This window comes from Maribacter sp. Hel_I_7, from assembly GCF_000688315.1.
Lineage (GTDB): Bacteria > Bacteroidota > Bacteroidia > Flavobacteriales > Flavobacteriaceae > Maribacter > Maribacter stanieri.
Genome location: NZ_JHZW01000003.1, coordinates 2002821 through 2018866 on the forward strand (window position 1 = coordinate 2002821; position 16046 = coordinate 2018866).

A 16046-nucleotide genomic window follows, 5' to 3' on the forward strand; every position below is an offset into this window, starting at 1 on the left:
AGCACCCATGAGCAATCAACTTTCGGACAGAATAAACAGTGTTACACCGTCAGCTACTTTGGAAATGGCCGCTAAGGCCCGTGAATTAAGAGCACAAGGAAAAGATATTATAGGTTTAAGCTTAGGCGAACCTGATTTTAATACTCCAGATTACATTAAGGAGGCTGCAATTCAGGCTATAAAAGACGATTACAATGCTTACACTCCTGTAGATGGTTATGTAGACCTTAAAAAGGCTATAATCACTAAATTCAAGAGAGATAACAATTTAAGTTATGAGCCTGCACAAATTGTTGTTTCAACTGGAGCAAAACAATCTTTATACAACGTTGCCCAAGTAATATTAAACCCAGGGGATGAAGTTATTTTACCTTGTCCTTACTGGGTAAGTTATAGCGACATAGTTAAACTAGCAGATGGCGTACCTGTAGAAGTGCCTACTAAATTAGAGGATGATTTTAAAATGACTCCCCAACAATTAGAAGCTGCCATTACACCTAAAACTAGAATGCTATGGTATAGTTCGCCATGCAACCCTAGTGGATCAATTTACAGTAAAGAAGAGTTGCGTGCTCTTGCAGACGTTTTAAAAAATCACCCTCAAATTATTGTAGTGAGTGATGAAATTTACGAACATATAAGTTACGGCGTAACGAAGCATGCTTCTATGGCTGAATTTGAAGATATGTTTGATCGTACAGTTACCGTAAACGGTGTTGCAAAAGCATTTGCTATGACCGGGTGGCGTATAGGTTACATTGGCGCACCAGCTTACATAGCGCGTGCAACTAACAAATTACAAGGTCAAGTAACGAGTGGTGCAAATTGTATTGCTCAACGAGCCGTTATTACTGCTTTAGAAGAATCTCCTGATCGTATTAAATATATGGTTGATGAATTTAAAGAAAGACGTAAGCTTATTTTAGGTTTATTAAATGAGATCGAAGGGTTTAAATGTAACGAACCTGAAGGTGCATTTTATGTATACCCAGATGTTACCGCATATTTCGGTAAAACTTTGAACGGTACAAAAATTAATAATGCTTCAGACTTTTCTATGTATATTTTAGAAGCTGCCAATGTTGCTACCGTAACCGGTGATGCTTTTGGTAATGGTAATTGTATACGTATTTCTTACGCCGCATCGGTTAAGGAAATTAAAGAAGCTATTTCAAGAATAAAAGAGGCGCTGAAATAAACCTCAGCACTTAATCATATTAAAAAAGTCCCTTCGTTTGAAGGGACTTTTTTATTTTATAAATGAAAGTTATCATTCGGCTTATGTTCGTTTCCAAAAATATGGTGTCAATAATATCAATACCGTAAAGAGTTCTAACCTACCGGCCAGCATTAAAAATCCACACCACCACTTTGCCAAATCTGGCAAACTATTAAAATTACTTACAGGATTTAAACTTCCTAATGCCGGACCAACGTTACCCAAAGAAGATGCTGCACCACCTATAGCCGATTCAAAATCTAAACCGAGAAAACCAAGTACCAGTGCCCCAATAATAAATAACAACATATACAACACGAAGAAACCAATGATGTTATAAACGATTTTTTCCTTTACTGTTTTATTGTTATAACGTACTGGAATTATGGCATTTGTATGCAACGTTCGCTTAAACTCCAACACTCCGTTCTTAATAATCAATAAGTGACGCATTACCTTTATACCACCAGCTGTTGAACCAGCAGAGCCACCTAAAAAGAATAGTCCAAAGAAAAAGACGGTTAAAAAGGGAGTCCACTGTGTAAAATCTGCACTAACAAAACCTGTTGTAGTTATTACCGAAATAATCTGAAACAATGAATGCCTGAATGCGCTCTCCGCCTTACCCAATACCATAGGATAACCAGGAGTCAACTCTGTTATATTAGCTTTATAATAGACACCTAAAGCAACTATAATGGTAAATACAACAACGAAACCTGCATAATACCTAAACTCTTCATCCTTAAATACTTTCTGTACCTTTCCTTTAAACGCGAAATAGCTTAAAACGAAATTACTACCAGCTAAAAACATAAAGAAAATGATGATATACTGAATCATTGGTTGATCGTTCCAATAAGCAACACTAGCATTTTTAGTAGAAAAACCTCCTGTAGACAGGGTTGCCATAGCGTGGTTTATAGCATCAAAGAAAGACATACCTGCAATTTGCAACAAGATTGTTTCAGCCACGGTATACCCAAAGTAAATTAACCAAAGACGTTTTGCCGTATCTGTAATTCTAGGGTGCAATTTATCTCCCGTAGGCCCTGGGGCTTCTGCAGAAAACAACTGCATACCTCCAATTCCCAACAATGGTAATATGGCAATTGCCAATACAATTATACCCATACCCCCAATCCAATGGGTTAAGCTTCGCCAAAACAAAATACCCTCTGGCATAGCTTCAATATCATCCATAATAGAAGCCCCAGTTGTTGTATAACCCGATATGGTTTCAAAAAAAGCATTTGTAACCGTTGGTATCGCTCCTGAAAATAGATATGGTAGCATACCAGAAATGGACATCACGATCCAACCGAAAGTTACTATGATATAACCCTCTTTCTGTTTAACCTCTTTTTTATGACCCCTGGTATAATACATCATAAAAACCCCTACAAACATAGTGGTGATAGATGCCAACATTATACTTAAAGTAGCGCCATCTTGGTAAACACCACTAACAACAGCCGCTAAAAGCATAAAGCCTCCGTTACAAAGCAGCAGAAGCCCCATTAAATGAAATATGATTCTTAAGTTAAGCCGCATCTTAAAGGAACATTCGTTCAATTTTTGGAATCTCTGAAGGCAAACAACAAACTACTACCCTATCTCCTTCTTGTATTCTAAATCCACCAAGGGCAATATGACCTACACCGCCTCTGACAACCCCACCAATAGTGGCTGCTTTAGGAAAGTCTAATTCTCGTATGATTGCTCCCGTTACTTTAGAATTCCTTTTTACTATAAATTCTAATATCTCAGCATTTAAATTGTTTAAACGCATTAGAGCTACCACTTCCCCTTTACGAATATGTCTAAAGATATTATTGGCAGCTAAAAGTTTTTTATTTATCAAAGTATCAATACCAATGGAGTGAGAAAGTTGAAAATAATCCATATTCTCTACCAAGGCAATTGTCTTTTTTATATACTTGGATTTCGCCACTAAACATGACATAATATTAGTTTCTGAATTTCCGGTTACCGCTATAAACGCATCCATAGATTCTAAACTTTCTTCATCTAGCAATTCAACATTTCTACCATCGCCATTAATTACCAAAGCATTTGGCAATTCATCTGCTAAGTCAAAAGCTTTTTCTTTATTCTTCTCAATTAGCTTTACATTGAATTTATTGGCACAAAGATCTCTTGCAGTTTTATACCCTACTTTACTACCACCAAGAATCATTACATTTTTGATTTCGGCTTTTTTCTTACCAGTAAGTTTGTAGAGTTCATCAACACCCTTTTTCACTGTTATAAAATAAACCTGATCACCTTCTTTAAAAACAGTATCTCCACGTGGTATTACTGTATATTGAGTTCCTGTTCGCTGAAGTGCAATTGGCATAAAGTGTAGCTCAGGAAAAATCTTTGCGGCTTCTTTTACCATCTTACCTACAAACGGTGCAGACTTTAGTAAAGAAACACCTACCATAATCAGCTCACCTTCCTCAAACTCATATGTATCATTAAAAGCAGACTTATTCAACAACATTTGAATTTCCGTCGCCGCTAATGCTTCTGGTGATATTAACTCATCTATACCTAATTCTGAGAATTTCAGTAATTCTTTGTTCTTTATAAATTCGGTATTTGATATTCTAGCAATAGTACGCTTACACCCCAACTGCTTTGCCAACATGCACAGCGTTAAGTTCGTTGTTTCAGAAGAAGTTACCGCAATAACCAAATCTGAATCTTTTACCTGGGCATCATTTAATACCGCAATAGAAGTTGCATCACCTTTTAAAACTCGTATATCTAAATGATTGTCCGCGTATGCAAGACTTTCTTTTTTAGAATCGATTAAAGTAATATCCTGTGATTCATAAGAAAGCAACTTAGCTAAATGAAAGCCTACCTCCCCAGCACCAGCAATTATAATCTTCATTTATTTTATTAGAGCGCTACCAATCAAGTACCAATTTTCTTCTCTTAAATATTACAGATACTTAAAAGTAGGTTTGAAAAAACATAGCATTTATTAAGGCACAAAATTACATAATTAAATTAGTTTATTCTTTATTTTCAATTCTTTAAGACTTCTTATACCAAGCTAAGTGGTTAAAAAGGAATTAAGCAATAGCTATATTGTATATTTGCCAAAAAAATAGCTATCAAATGCCCCAAAAAGTTACGCCCTATAAAGATTCTGATCTAGGAAAAAAGGAACAGGTTACAAAAATGTTCGATACTATTTCTAAAAATTATGACGGCTTAAACCGTGTTATCTCTTTTGGTATAGATATTAAATGGCGTAAAAAAGTGGTTGAAATATTAAAAAAAGAACAGCCTGAGTCTATTTTGGATATAGCTACGGGCACAGGAGACTTAGCTATCGCATTGGTTAGTACCGGTGCTAAGAAAATTGTAGGTCTTGATATTTCACCAGGGATGCTGTCTGTCGGTAAAGAAAAAGTTACGGACAAAAATCTAGACAATACTATTGAAATGGTCGTAGGCGATAGTGAAAACCTTGTTTTTGCAGATAATTCTTTTGATGCCGTTACCGTTTCTTTTGGAGTACGTAACTTTGAAACTCTTACAACGGGAATGGCTGAAATACTTCGTGTTTTAAAACCTAATGGTTCATTAGTTATCTTAGAAACTTCAGTACCTACTAAAACACCGTACAAACAAGGATATAAGTTTTACACAAAAAATATCCTCCCTTTAATAGGTAAACTTTTTTCAAAAGATGATTCTGCATATGGCTATCTAAGCGAATCTGCATCCGTTTTTCCTCATGGCGAAAACTTCAACAATATTTTACGGGAAATTGGGTTTATAGATGTAACGAATAAACCTCAAACATTTGGGGTTGCATCAATTTATGTTGCGAAAAAGGCTAATATTTAATTTTAGCATACTCACAATATATATTTGACGTTTTACAATCGTAAACCAGCATATATGAAGAAGTGGTTTTTTATAAGCCTAACGTTGTTGATAACGAATATATTGAGTGCTCAATTCAACGAAAGTCCCATATTGAACAAACAGAACGAGGATAAGAAACTCATTAACTGGGGTTATTTCTTAGGTTTAAATCAGTATGATTTCAAAATTGAATACAAGGAAAATGCACAAGATGTCTTAGTTAGCAAAAGTTTTGGTTTTAATGTTGGATTGATTGGCGAACTGCGACTTAACGAATTTTTAGACCTTCGCTTTGAACCAGGTCTACATTACGGATCAAGATTAATGGGCTTTCCTGGCTTTGATGATGAACGTGATGCTATTCGAGAAGTTAAATCTACTTATATCAATTTTCCTGTTCTACTTAAAGCAAGTACACGAAGATTCGGGAATTTTAAACCATTTTTATTAGCTGGTGGCTCACGTAGTTTAAATCTAGGTAGTAATGAAGAAAGTCTAGATGATAACAGCTCTGGTACTTTTAGAATGAAAAAATGGGTTTATAATTACGAACTAGGTTTTGGCATAGATTTTTATTTGGAATACTTTAAATTCACTCCATCCATACGAGGTGTTTTTGCCTTAACCGATGAACTAGTACCAGATCAAGATCCAAATAGTCCTTGGACCGGAAATATTGAATCTTTAAAAACTCGTGGTCTTTTCATCAATTTTACTTTTGAATAGTAATAGTAATAGCAATTAGCAATTAGCAATTAGCAATTAGCAATTAGCAATTAGCAATTAGCAAAAAATAAATTATTCGATTACCAACACCTAACTACTTTCTAATTTCATGTAGTAAAATTGCAGTTGCAGAAGCTACGTTTAGGCTTTCTGTAGTTGCTTCGCCAAATTGTGGAATAGCCAACCTATCTGTACATAATTTAGCAATTGCATCTGAAATACCCTTACCCTCATTACCCATAATCATTATTCCTTTTTTCGGCAGTTTTGTATTATTTACGCTTACCCCATCCATAAATGTTCCATACACTGGCAATTGTGTTGAATTTAAAAAAGCATCAAGATCCTTATATTGAACATTTACTCTGGTAATAGAACCCATAGTTGCTTGTAGCACTTTAGGATTATAACAATCAACAGTATCCGTTGAGCAAATAATATCTGTAATTCCAAACCAGTCACACAATCTAATTATGGTACCCAAATTACCTGGATCCTGTACACCATCCAATACTAAAATCCAATCTGAAAGAATTTGATCTGTTGGTTTAGGAATATAAAAAACCCCAAGATATCCATTAGGATTTTTAAGGCTACTTATTTGTGATAATTCCTTATTTGATATTGAATAGAACGGTATGTCACCAGTTTCCAATTCATTAGAATCAACAGTAAATAATTTATAAATCTCCATGTTGGAATTCAATACTTCCTCCACGGTCTTTTTACCTTCAACAACAAAAAGTCCATGCTCATTTCGGCACTTTTTTTGCTGTAGACTTTTGATAAGTTTCAATTCACTTTTGACAACCATTCAAATAATGTATTTTTGATTTATATGAGGATGGCACTTTGCTCCAAAAACAACATGGCTAAATTAAGCTTATTATCACTACTAGCAATAGTCTTGCTATCCTGTAACTCGCTTAAAAAAGTTGAGGAAGATGAATATTTGGTAATTAAGAACTCCATCTACGCCGATTCTATAAAAGTAAACAACGAAGAATTAGAAAGTCTTATCTATCAAAAATCCAATTCTACCGTATTAGGATATCCATTAAGACTTAATTTATATAACCTAGCCAAAGAAAATCCGGATTCCTCTTTTAATGAATGGCTTTATAAGAAAGAAAACAGAAAAAAGAGACTTACAAAATTACTTTCCGCTAAACAAGTAGAGCGTTTAGGGGAGTCTTTTATGGTAAAAGGTCTTAGCAACTGGCTTAAAGATATTGGAGAAGAACCTACTATTCTTGATACTACAAAAACACGTTTAACTTTAGCAAAACTAAGTGCCTATTATCAGAGTAAGGGTTTTTTCACCAACTCTACCACATATCTTATTGACAGTACTAAACACAAAAAAGCAAAAGTAAATTATCATATAGCACTAGGAGACCCTTATATGATAGATTCTCTTGGCAACAATATTTCATCAACCGCAATCGACTCGCTTTATTTTTTAAATTCTGCAAACTCACTAATAAGAGAAGGCCAGCAATTCGACTTATCTAACTTTAACAGCGAAAGAGAACGACTAACAGGTATTTTTAGAAATAGTGGTATTAGAAATTTTCAAGAAAGCTCCATTACTTTCGATATATTAAGGGATACCACTAGATCTGCAGATGACCAAAAAATGAATATCACCCTTAATATTGGTGATTTAAAAACTAGAGGTGAAAACGAAGTAACGACATCTGCTTATAAAGTTGAAAAAATTAATAAGATCAATATCTATACAGACTACTTATCTACAAGCACCCAAGATTCTCTTTACACACTAGATTACCAAGATTATACCATTCATTACTCTAAAAATTTTGACATTAAACCAAAAACTTTGGCAAATGCCATCTTTTTTAAAAAGGATAGTATTTATAGAGATGTAGATAAAATTAGAACTTCTAGACAGTTAAACGCACTTAATGTTTTTAAGTATCCAAACATTATTTTTGAAGCGGACTCCTTAGGTAACCAGGTAAATACCAATATTTATTTAGCCCCAAAAACCAAGTATTCGCTTGGGACTGATTTTGAAGTTAGTCGTTCTAACTTACGTAGATTAGGTGTTGGTCTAGGCACTACCCTACTTATAAGAAACATTTTTAAAGGAGCAGAAAACTTAAGCATTTCGGCAAATGGATCTTATGGTCTTTTGAGCAGCAATACTTTTGAAGCCAACTATTTCTCAGAATTTGGTGGAGATGTAACTTTAGATTTCCCAAGAATTTGGTTTCCATTCATTAATACGTCTAGAATAATACCTAATTACACGCTACCTAAAACTAGAATTGCTATTGGAACCAATTTTCAGAATAATATTGGTCTAGACAAGCAGACATTCAACACCGTTTTAGGCTACAGCTGGACACCTAGCGACTTTGTAAATCACGATGTTGAATTATTGAACATCCAATTTGTAAGAAACGTAAACAGTAACAGGTTCTATAATGTCTATACAAACACATATGAACTCTTAGACGATATTGCTGACACATATGAGGACGCTGATTTATACCCAGAATTAGCCGATTATTTTGAAACAGGAGATAGCGACACTGAACTTAATTTAATAATTCCATCAGGTACAAAAGGATTCACAAGTGCTATTTTAGATAATGAAGTAGCTTCTACTACCAGCGATTTTGATGATGTTAGTTCAATTGAAGAAAGAAGAATTAGACTTACTGAAAACAATTTAATTTTCGCAACAAACTACACGTTCAATAAAACAAATAGAACAGGAATCATCGATAATTCATTTTATCAATTTCGCTGGAAGATTGAAGGCGCTGGAAATGTTTTATCCGCATTCTCATCATTTATACCCTTTAACAAAAATGACAATGACCAACTTTTAGTTTTTGGTGTTCCATTTTCACAGTACATTAAAAATGAATTTGAGTATGTTAAATATTGGGACTTATCACGTTCAAATGTATTAGCTGCGCGAGCTTTTTTCGGTATTGCTATACCTTACGGTAATTCTGACAACATTCCTTTTGTACGAAGTTATTTTGGTGGTGGCTCAAACGATAACCGCGCATGGTTCCCTTACTCATTAGGTCCTGGTAGTGTATCTGCAGTAAATGATTTTAATGAAGCAAATTTAAAATTAGCTTTAAACTTAGAATATAGATTTCCTGTTGTTGGTGACATTAACGGAGCAATTTTTGCCGATGCCGGTAACATTTGGAACGTTCTAGATAATGTAGAAGACCCTGACGCTACTTTTGACGGATTGGGATCTTTAAAGGATATTGCTCTTGGTACCGGTGTTGGGCTGCGATACGATTTTACCTACTTTCTTTTTAGGTTAGATTTAGGCTTTAAAACCTACAACCCTGCTGAAATTCAGTCTAAACGTTGGTTTAGAGATTATAATTTTGCGAATTCTGTATTGCAAATAGGCATCAACTATCCCTTTTAAATATAATTGTTTTATTACTTTTGTTTTTCATTTTTTTTTAGAAACAAACAACTACATAATTATGGCTCACAATATCAAACCGGGAGTTGCAACCGGAGACGAAGTTCAAGCAATTTTCAACTACGCAAAAGAAAAAGGATTTGCATTACCTGCGGTAAACGTTATTGGTTCAGATACTATTAATGGTGTTCTAGAGACAGCAGCAAGCTTAAATGCTCCTGTTATCATTCAATTTTCTAATGGTGGAGCTCAGTTTAATGCTGGTAAAGGTCTTTCTAATGATGGGCAAAAAGCAGCTATTTTAGGTGCAGTTGCAGGTGCAAAACATGTTCACCAATTAGCAGAAGCTTATGGTGCTACAGTTATTCTACATACAGATCATTGTGCAAAAAAATTATTGCCTTGGATCGACGGTCTTCTAGATGCTAGTGAAAAACATTTCGCTGAAACTGGTAAATCATTGTTCAGTTCACATATGATCGATCTTTCTGAAGAGCCTTTAGAAGAGAACATTGAAATCTGTAAAGGTTACCTAGAGCGCATGAGCAAAATGAACATGACTTTAGAAATCGAATTAGGTATTACAGGTGGTGAAGAAGATGGTGTTGATAATTCTGATGTAGATGATTCTAAATTATATACACAACCAGAAGAAGTAGCATATGCTTACGAAGAGCTTTCTAAAGTTAGCCCTAAGTTTACAATTGCCGCTGCATTTGGTAATGTTCATGGTGTATATAAGCCAGGTAACGTAAAATTAACTCCGAAAATCCTTAAGAATTCTCAAGAATACATTTCTAAGAAATACGGGGTTGAGCATAACCATATCGATTTTGTATTCCATGGTGGTTCTGGATCAACAGTAGAAGAAATTAGAGAAGGTATCAGCTACGGTGTTATTAAAATGAACATTGATACTGATTTACAATATGCATTTTTAGCAGGTGTTCGTGACTACGTACAGGATAATAAAGATTACTTGCAGGCACAAATTGGAAATCCTAAAGGATCAGATGAGCCTAACAAGAAATATTATGACCCAAGAGTTTGGTTAAGAAAAGGTGAAACTGCTTTTATTGAGCGTTTGAAAAAAGCGTTTGAAGATTTAAATAACGTTAATACGCTTTAATAAACTTTAGATTAACCAATAAATGGATGATATGACGGCTTGGTTTAAAAGAAAAGAAAAAGGGATACAAACCTCTACCGAGGAAAAAAAAGACACTCCAAAAGGCTTGTGGTACAAATCGCCCACAGGTAAAATTGTCGAGTCTGATGATCTTGCAAAAAACTTTTATGTAAGCCCAGAAGATGATTATCATGTAAGGATCGGTAGTAAAGAATACTTTGAAATCCTGTTCGATAACAATAAGTTTACTGAACTTGATGAAAAGCTTACTTCTAAAGACCCTTTAAAATTTGAGGATACCAAGAAATATAGCGAGCGTTTAAAAGCTGCACAGAAAAAAACCGGACTTAAAGATGCTGTAAGAACAGGATACGGAAAGTCCTTTGGTAAAGATATCGTTATCTGCTGTATGGATTTTAAATTCATAGGCGGTTCTATGGGTAGTGTTGTAGGTGAAAAGATTGCTCGTGGTATTGACCACGCCATCAAAAAGAAAACACCATTTATGATGATTTCTAAATCTGGTGGGGCACGTATGATGGAGGCTGCGCTTTCATTAATGCAATTAGCTAAAACATCTGCTAAATTGGCTCAATTATCTGATGCTGGTTTACCATACATTTCATTATGTACAGATCCTACAACAGGTGGTACAACGGCATCATATGCTATGTTAGGCGATATTAATATTGCCGAACCAGGCGCTTTAATCGGCTTTGCAGGTCCTCGTATAGTTAAAGATACTACCGGTAAAGAATTACCTGAAGGTTTTCAATCTTCAGAGTTTTTATTGGAGCATGGCTTTTTAGATTTTATTTCTCACAGAAGAGATTTAAAGAAAAAGGTTAACCTATATATTGACCTAATTCAGAACAACCCTGTGAGATCTAAAGAAGCCTAAATTTATTTCTTGATTCGATATAGTTTCTTATATTAAAAAAAGAGTATCTTTGCGCCCTGATTGAAAATCAATCATAATACATAAAAATCATTTAAAATAATATTGGAATGTATCTTACAAAAGAAGTAAAAGCAGAAATTTTCAAGAAACACGGTGGTAAAGCAGAAAACACTGGTTCTACAGAAGGGCAAATTGCCTTATTTACACACAGAATCAACCACTTAACTGGTCACTTGAAAAAAAATCATAAAGATTACAACACTGAGCGTTCACTTGTGAAACTAGTAGGTAAAAGAAGAAGTCTTCTTGATTACATGATTAAAAATGATATTGTAAAATACAGAGAGCTAATTAAAGAGCTTGGTATTAGAAAATAATATTGCAAAAAAGGGGATAGTTAACTATCCCCTTTTTTTTAATTACTCCATGCCTTGGGAGATTAAGCCAAACACTTTGGCAAAGGCGAACAAAAAGCTACACACGGTTTTTCATTGGTCAACACAACACAACACAACAACTCCGACCAGAGAAATTTCAGTCGGAAAGACCATTGTTTAACAAATCTGCAATACGCAGGTTTTAATCGAATTTTATGATTCCAAAAGTATTTAAAGAGGTCATAGACCTTGGTGACGGTAGAGAAATTTCTATCGAAACAGGAAAATTGGCAAAACAGGCTCACGGCTCTGTTGTTGTTCAATCAGGAAAATGTATGTTATTATGTACAGTAGTTTCCAATTACAAACAAAGTGATGTGGACTTTCTTCCACTTACGGTAGATTACCGTGAAAAATTTGCAGCTGCTGGTCGTTACCCAGGTGGTTTCTTTAAAAGAGAAGCAAGACCAAGTGACGGTGAAGTATTAACTATGCGTTTAGTGGATCGTGTTCTACGTCCGTTATTCCCAAAAGATTACCACGCAGAAACACAAGTTATGATTCAGTTAATGTCTCATGATGATGATGTTATGCCAGAAGCTATGGCTGGTTTAGCCGCTTCTGCTGCTATACAATTATCAGATTTCCCATTTGAATGTCCTATCTCTGAAGCTAGAGTTGGTCGTGTAAATGGTGAATTCATTATTAACCCTACTAGAGCTCAATTAGCAGAATCTGACATCGATATGATGATTGGTGCATCTGCCGATTCTGTAATGATGGTAGAAGGTGAAATGGATGAAATTTCTGAAGAGGAAATGGCTGAAGCAATTAAATTTGCACATGAAGCTATAAAAGTACAATGTGCTGCCCAAGTAAAATTGGCTGAAGCTTTCGGCAAGAAAGAAGTACGTGAGTATGCTGAAGAAAGAGAAGATTTAGATTTAGCTAAGAAAATTCATGACATGGCATATGATAAAGTTTATGCTATTGCCAAAGCAGGTTCTTCTAAAAAAGAAAGAAGTACTGCATTTTCTGAAATTAAAGAAGATATTAAAGCAAATTTCTCTGAAGAAGAATTGGCTGATTATGGTGATTTAGTATCTAAGTATTATGCTAAAGCCGAAAAAGCTGCAATTAGAACTTTAACTTTAGATGAAGGTTTGCGTTTAGATGGTCGTAAGACTGATGAAATTAGACCAATTTGGTGTGAGGTAGATTACTTACCATCAACACATGGTTCTGCAATTTTTACTAGAGGTGAAACTCAAGCATTGGCAACAGTAACTTTAGGTACATCTAGAGATGCTAACAAAATAGATATGCCATCTTATGAAGGCGAAGAAAATTTCTATTTACATTATAACTTCCCTCCTTTTTGTACAGGTGAAGCTAGACCTTTAAGAGGAACATCTCGTAGAGAAGTTGGTCATGGTAACTTAGCGCAACGTGGTTTAAAAGGAATGATTCCTGCAGATTGCCCTTACACTGTACGTGTAGTATCTGAAGTATTAGAATCTAACGGTTCTTCTTCTATGGCAACTGTTTGTGCCGGTACAATGGCATTAATGGATGCAGGTGTTCAAATGACAAGACCTGTTTCTGGTATTGCAATGGGTTTAATTTCTGATGCTGAAACTGGTAAATATGCTGTTCTTTCTGATATTTTAGGTGATGAAGATCACTTAGGTGATATGGACTTTAAAGTTACTGGTACTTCAGAAGGTATTACTGCATGTCAAATGGACATTAAAGTAAAAGGATTGTCTTACGAAATTTTAGTAAATGCACTAAAACAAGCAAGAGATGGTCGTTTGCATATTTTGGGTAAAATCACTGAAACTATTTCTACTCCAAACTCAGTTGTTAAGGATCACGCACCAACAATGGTAACTAGACGTATTCCTAACGAGTTTATTGGTGCTTTAATTGGACCTGGAGGAAAAGTGATTCAAGAAATGCAAAAAGAAACTGAAACAACTATCGTTATTAACGAAGATCCTGTTACAGAAGAAGGTATTGTTGAAATATTAGGTGTAGGTAGTAAAGGTATTGATGCTGTTATGGCAAAAATAGATTCTTTATTATTTAAGCCAGAGGTTGGTAGCGTATACGAAGTAAAAGTGATCAAAATGTTAGATTTTGGAGCTGTTGTTGAATATATGGATGCACCAGGAAACGAAGTGTTATTACACGTTAGTGAATTAGCATGGGAACGTACAGAAAATGTAACCGATGTTGTTAATATGGGTGACATTTTTGATGTAAAATACTTCGGGTTAGACAAACGTACTCGTAAAGAGAAAGTTTCTCGTAAAGCGCTTTTACCAAAACCAGAAGGTTTTGTTGAAAGACCACCACGTGATGATAAGCGTAGAGATGACCGTCGTGGAAACGATCGTGATAGAAAACCAAGAAGAGATTAATTATTCTTAAATAACTAAAAAACTCGTTTTTAATTAAACGAGTTTTTTTTTGCTTGAAATTGAGCACAAACTACTTTCAAAAATCAAATTTGTGTACATACCCTTCCGTAAGTTCACTAAAGTTAGCTTACCCTAAATTGGCATTGATAAAGGCTCCGATATAAGTATTATGCTTTGAGCTGCTATCTATATCCATAAAATAATATTTCAAGCCCATTCGACTAAAAACATGTTTTTTTATTTGATAATAAGAGTCCATCTCACCTAATACAATAATTTCTTTACCATAAACAAATTGAATACACCCTTCGTACAATTGCCAATCAATTTTATAAAAGGGCTTATAAACGTTAAGACGAATCTTTAAGTCTACCGCTATGGTCTTGTCCAAAATTTAAGAATAGATTTTTCTGCAAACGATGTTTAGGAAAATTACTCTTTGAGTTCCCCATCCACCCTATTGAATCATCCAACTCATTATAGGTAGATGCTTTTGATAAGTATTCTTGTGTCATCCCAAATAAATGAAGCAACAAAAAAATTATTCAGCTAAAGGATAGAAATATTTGATTTAACAAGATGTAAATATAGAGGCAATCAACATAGCAATTCTAAAATTTTAAGAACAGCTCATTCTATGTAAAAAACTAAGACCTAATGATATAATAATACATGTATGTTTTAAAAACAGACCTGATTGCAACTCAAAATTATGAAGACATCAACAGCCATGTAAGTTTAAAAAACAAGCACCGACAAATATGTTAGAGCTTTATTTTGTGCATTTCAACAAAAAAATGAAGTTTTTTACACTCAATTGTAACATTCGGAAGTTTTTTACGTATAAGTATATGCAGTCTATGCAAACTGAACTTAATTTATTTTAATGAGACAGCTTAAGATTACAAAACAGGTTACCAATAGGGAGACCGCATCTTTGGACAAGTACTTACAAGAAATTGGAAAAGTAGACTTGATTACCGCTGATGAAGAAGTAGAGTTGGCACAACGTATCAAGGCAGGCGACCAGATCGCTCTTGAAAAACTTACCAAAGCCAACCTCAGATTCGTGGTGTCAGTTGCAAAGCAGTACCAAAACCAAGGACTTACTTTACCGGATTTGATTAACGAGGGAAACCTTGGTCTTATCAAAGCTGCACAGCGTTTTGACGAAACGCGGGGATTTAAATTTATCTCCTACGCCGTATGGTGGATCCGTCAATCTATTTTACAAGCTTTGGCAGAACAATCTCGTATCGTTCGTTTGCCATTGAACAAAATTGGTTCTATCAACAAGATCAACAAAACTTTTGCTTTCCTTGAGCAAGCGCATGAAAGAATGCCTTCTCCTGAAGAAATTGCAAAAGAATTGGATATGACTGTTGAAGACGTTAAACAATCATTGAAAAACTCAGGTAGACACGTATCTATGGATGCGCCTCTTATTGACGGTGAAGATTCTAACCTTTATGATGTACTTCGTAGTGGCGAATCTCCAAATCCGGACAGAGAGTTATTACATGAGTCACTTCGTACAGAAATTGAGCGTGCTTTAGAAACATTGACACCGCGTGAGGCAGATGTTATTCGTTTGTATTTTGGTCTTGCAGGTCAACATTCTATGACTTTAGAGGAAATTGGTGAAACTTTTGATCTTACAAGAGAAAGAGTTCGTCAAATTAAAGAAAAAGCGATCAGAAGATTAAAGCACACTTCTAGAAGTAAGATATTAAAAACGTATTTGGGTTAAAAACCTTAGCGTTTAAGCTATAAAAATTACACGTTAAATATTCCTTAAATTGGCAATATTGGCATATTAGTTGTAATTTTAACGGTAACAACAGTTTATCATGACTGTTCGTTTTTTGATTGATGAATAAACTCCGGCTGATTACCGGAGTTTTTTCATTTATAAATGTTTCTAATATCTTTAAGTTCTTC

At 34.8% G+C, this 16046-nt stretch carries 13 protein-coding genes; 9 read left to right on the plus strand and 4 right to left on the minus strand.

Annotation, left to right across the window (positions count from 1 at the left end; all coding sequences use genetic code 11):
• Positions 1 to 7 precede the first annotated feature (7 nt).
• Entirely contained in the window at positions 8 to 1198 is a 1191-nt protein-coding gene (locus P178_RS0120345; RefSeq protein ID WP_027067970.1) for a pyridoxal phosphate-dependent aminotransferase, read from the plus strand.
• Between the two features lie 81 nt (positions 1199 to 1279).
• Here P178_RS0120345 and P178_RS0120350 read toward each other — a convergent pair whose 3' ends face one another.
• Entirely contained in the window at positions 1280 to 2773 is a 1494-nt protein-coding gene (locus P178_RS0120350) for a TrkH family potassium uptake protein (RefSeq protein ID WP_027067971.1), read from the minus strand.
• A gap of 1 nt (position 2774) precedes the next feature.
• The gene (gene trkA / locus P178_RS0120355) at positions 2775 to 4124 is read right to left on the minus strand and encodes a Trk system potassium transporter TrkA (RefSeq protein ID WP_027067972.1); all 1350 of its coding nucleotides are present in this window, start codon (positions 4122 to 4124) and stop codon (positions 2775 to 2777) included.
• Positions 4125 to 4354: 230 nt separating this feature from the next.
• Between trkA and ubiE the strand changes: the two genes are divergently transcribed.
• Both ubiE and P178_RS0120365 read left to right on the plus strand, forming a co-directional pair.
• Positions 4355 to 5092: a bifunctional demethylmenaquinone methyltransferase/2-methoxy-6-polyprenyl-1,4-benzoquinol methylase UbiE gene (ubiE, locus tag P178_RS0120360; RefSeq protein ID WP_027067973.1), complete on the plus strand. Its 738-nt coding sequence runs from the start codon at positions 4355 to 4357 to the stop codon at positions 5090 to 5092.
• A gap of 54 nt (positions 5093 to 5146) precedes the next feature.
• Complete coding sequence (locus P178_RS0120365) at positions 5147 to 5839, plus strand: porin family protein (RefSeq protein ID WP_027067974.1); 693 nt, start codon at positions 5147 to 5149, stop codon at positions 5837 to 5839.
• A 94-nt stretch (positions 5840 to 5933) separates the two neighbouring features.
• On the opposite strand, the gene P178_RS0120370 is transcribed toward P178_RS0120365, so the two are convergent.
• Positions 5934 to 6653 carry a TrmH family RNA methyltransferase gene (locus P178_RS0120370; protein ID WP_027067975.1) on the minus strand — a complete coding sequence of 240 codons (720 nt, stop codon included), beginning with the start codon at positions 6651 to 6653 and terminating at the stop codon, positions 5934 to 5936.
• Positions 6654 to 6707: 54 nt separating this feature from the next.
• Here P178_RS0120370 and P178_RS0120375 point away from each other — a divergent pair, with 54 nt between their 5' ends.
• The 5 genes from P178_RS0120375 to P178_RS0120395 all read left to right on the plus strand — a co-directional run bounded on the left by P178_RS0120375 (position 6708) and on the right by P178_RS0120395 (position 14105).
• Positions 6708 to 9272 carry a BamA/TamA family outer membrane protein gene (locus tag P178_RS0120375; RefSeq protein ID WP_231500577.1) on the plus strand — a complete coding sequence of 855 codons (2565 nt, stop codon included), beginning with the start codon at positions 6708 to 6710 and terminating at the stop codon, positions 9270 to 9272.
• Positions 9273 to 9333: 61 nt separating this feature from the next.
• Positions 9334 to 10401 carry a class II fructose-bisphosphate aldolase gene (fbaA, locus tag P178_RS0120380; protein ID WP_027067977.1) on the plus strand — a complete coding sequence of 356 codons (1068 nt, stop codon included), beginning with the start codon at positions 9334 to 9336 and terminating at the stop codon, positions 10399 to 10401.
• A gap of 31 nt (positions 10402 to 10432) precedes the next feature.
• The gene (accD, locus tag P178_RS0120385) at positions 10433 to 11302 is read left to right on the plus strand and encodes an acetyl-CoA carboxylase, carboxyltransferase subunit beta (RefSeq protein ID WP_036147529.1); all 870 of its coding nucleotides are present in this window, start codon (positions 10433 to 10435) and stop codon (positions 11300 to 11302) included.
• A gap of 107 nt (positions 11303 to 11409) precedes the next feature.
• The gene (rpsO, locus tag P178_RS0120390; protein WP_027067979.1) at positions 11410 to 11679 is read left to right on the plus strand and encodes a 30S ribosomal protein S15; all 270 of its coding nucleotides are present in this window, start codon (positions 11410 to 11412) and stop codon (positions 11677 to 11679) included.
• Between the two features lie 215 nt (positions 11680 to 11894).
• The gene (locus tag P178_RS0120395) at positions 11895 to 14105 is read left to right on the plus strand and encodes a polyribonucleotide nucleotidyltransferase (RefSeq protein ID WP_027067980.1); all 2211 of its coding nucleotides are present in this window, start codon (positions 11895 to 11897) and stop codon (positions 14103 to 14105) included.
• A 350-nt stretch (positions 14106 to 14455) separates the two neighbouring features.
• Here the strand turns inward: P178_RS0120395 and P178_RS23325 are convergent, their stop codons facing one another.
• Positions 14456 to 14620 carry a hypothetical protein gene (locus tag P178_RS23325; protein ID WP_197026826.1) on the minus strand — a complete coding sequence of 55 codons (165 nt, stop codon included), beginning with the start codon at positions 14618 to 14620 and terminating at the stop codon, positions 14456 to 14458.
• A 371-nt stretch (positions 14621 to 14991) separates the two neighbouring features.
• Between P178_RS23325 and P178_RS0120405 the strand changes: the two genes are divergently transcribed.
• Positions 14992 to 15855, plus strand: a complete 864-nt coding sequence (locus tag P178_RS0120405; RefSeq protein WP_027067982.1) for an RNA polymerase sigma factor RpoD/SigA — start codon at positions 14992 to 14994, stop codon at positions 15853 to 15855.
• Positions 15856 to 16046: the final 191 nt, after the last annotated feature.

What these genes read in the sequence shown, in the direction of transcription:
- P178_RS0120405 (WP_027067982.1), top strand. Translation starts at nt 14,992, where the DNA reads ATGAGACAGCTTAAGATTACAAAACAGGTTACCAATAGGGAGACCGCA.
- P178_RS0120395 (WP_027067980.1), top strand. Translation starts at nt 11,895, where the DNA reads ATGATTCCAAAAGTATTTAAAGAGGTCATAGACCTTGGTGACGGTAGA.
- P178_RS0120370 (WP_027067975.1), bottom strand. Translation starts at nt 6,653, where the DNA reads ATGGTTGTCAAAAGTGAATTGAAACTTATCAAAAGTCTACAGCAAAAA.
- P178_RS0120375 (WP_231500577.1), top strand. Translation starts at nt 6,708, where the DNA reads ATGGCTAAATTAAGCTTATTATCACTACTAGCAATAGTCTTGCTATCC.
- P178_RS23325 (WP_197026826.1), bottom strand. Translation starts at nt 14,620, where the DNA reads ATGACACAAGAATACTTATCAAAAGCATCTACCTATAATGAGTTGGAT.
- P178_RS0120365 (WP_027067974.1), top strand. Translation starts at nt 5,147, where the DNA reads ATGAAGAAGTGGTTTTTTATAAGCCTAACGTTGTTGATAACGAATATA.
- trkA (WP_027067972.1), bottom strand. Translation starts at nt 4,124, where the DNA reads ATGAAGATTATAATTGCTGGTGCTGGGGAGGTAGGCTTTCATTTAGCT.
- ubiE (WP_027067973.1), top strand. Translation starts at nt 4,355, where the DNA reads ATGCCCCAAAAAGTTACGCCCTATAAAGATTCTGATCTAGGAAAAAAG.
- rpsO (WP_027067979.1), top strand. Translation starts at nt 11,410, where the DNA reads ATGTATCTTACAAAAGAAGTAAAAGCAGAAATTTTCAAGAAACACGGT.
- P178_RS0120345 (WP_027067970.1), top strand. Translation starts at nt 8, where the DNA reads ATGAGCAATCAACTTTCGGACAGAATAAACAGTGTTACACCGTCAGCT.
- fbaA (WP_027067977.1), top strand. Translation starts at nt 9,334, where the DNA reads ATGGCTCACAATATCAAACCGGGAGTTGCAACCGGAGACGAAGTTCAA.
- P178_RS0120350 (WP_027067971.1), bottom strand. Translation starts at nt 2,773, where the DNA reads ATGCGGCTTAACTTAAGAATCATATTTCATTTAATGGGGCTTCTGCTG.
- accD (WP_036147529.1), top strand. Translation starts at nt 10,433, where the DNA reads ATGACGGCTTGGTTTAAAAGAAAAGAAAAAGGGATACAAACCTCTACC.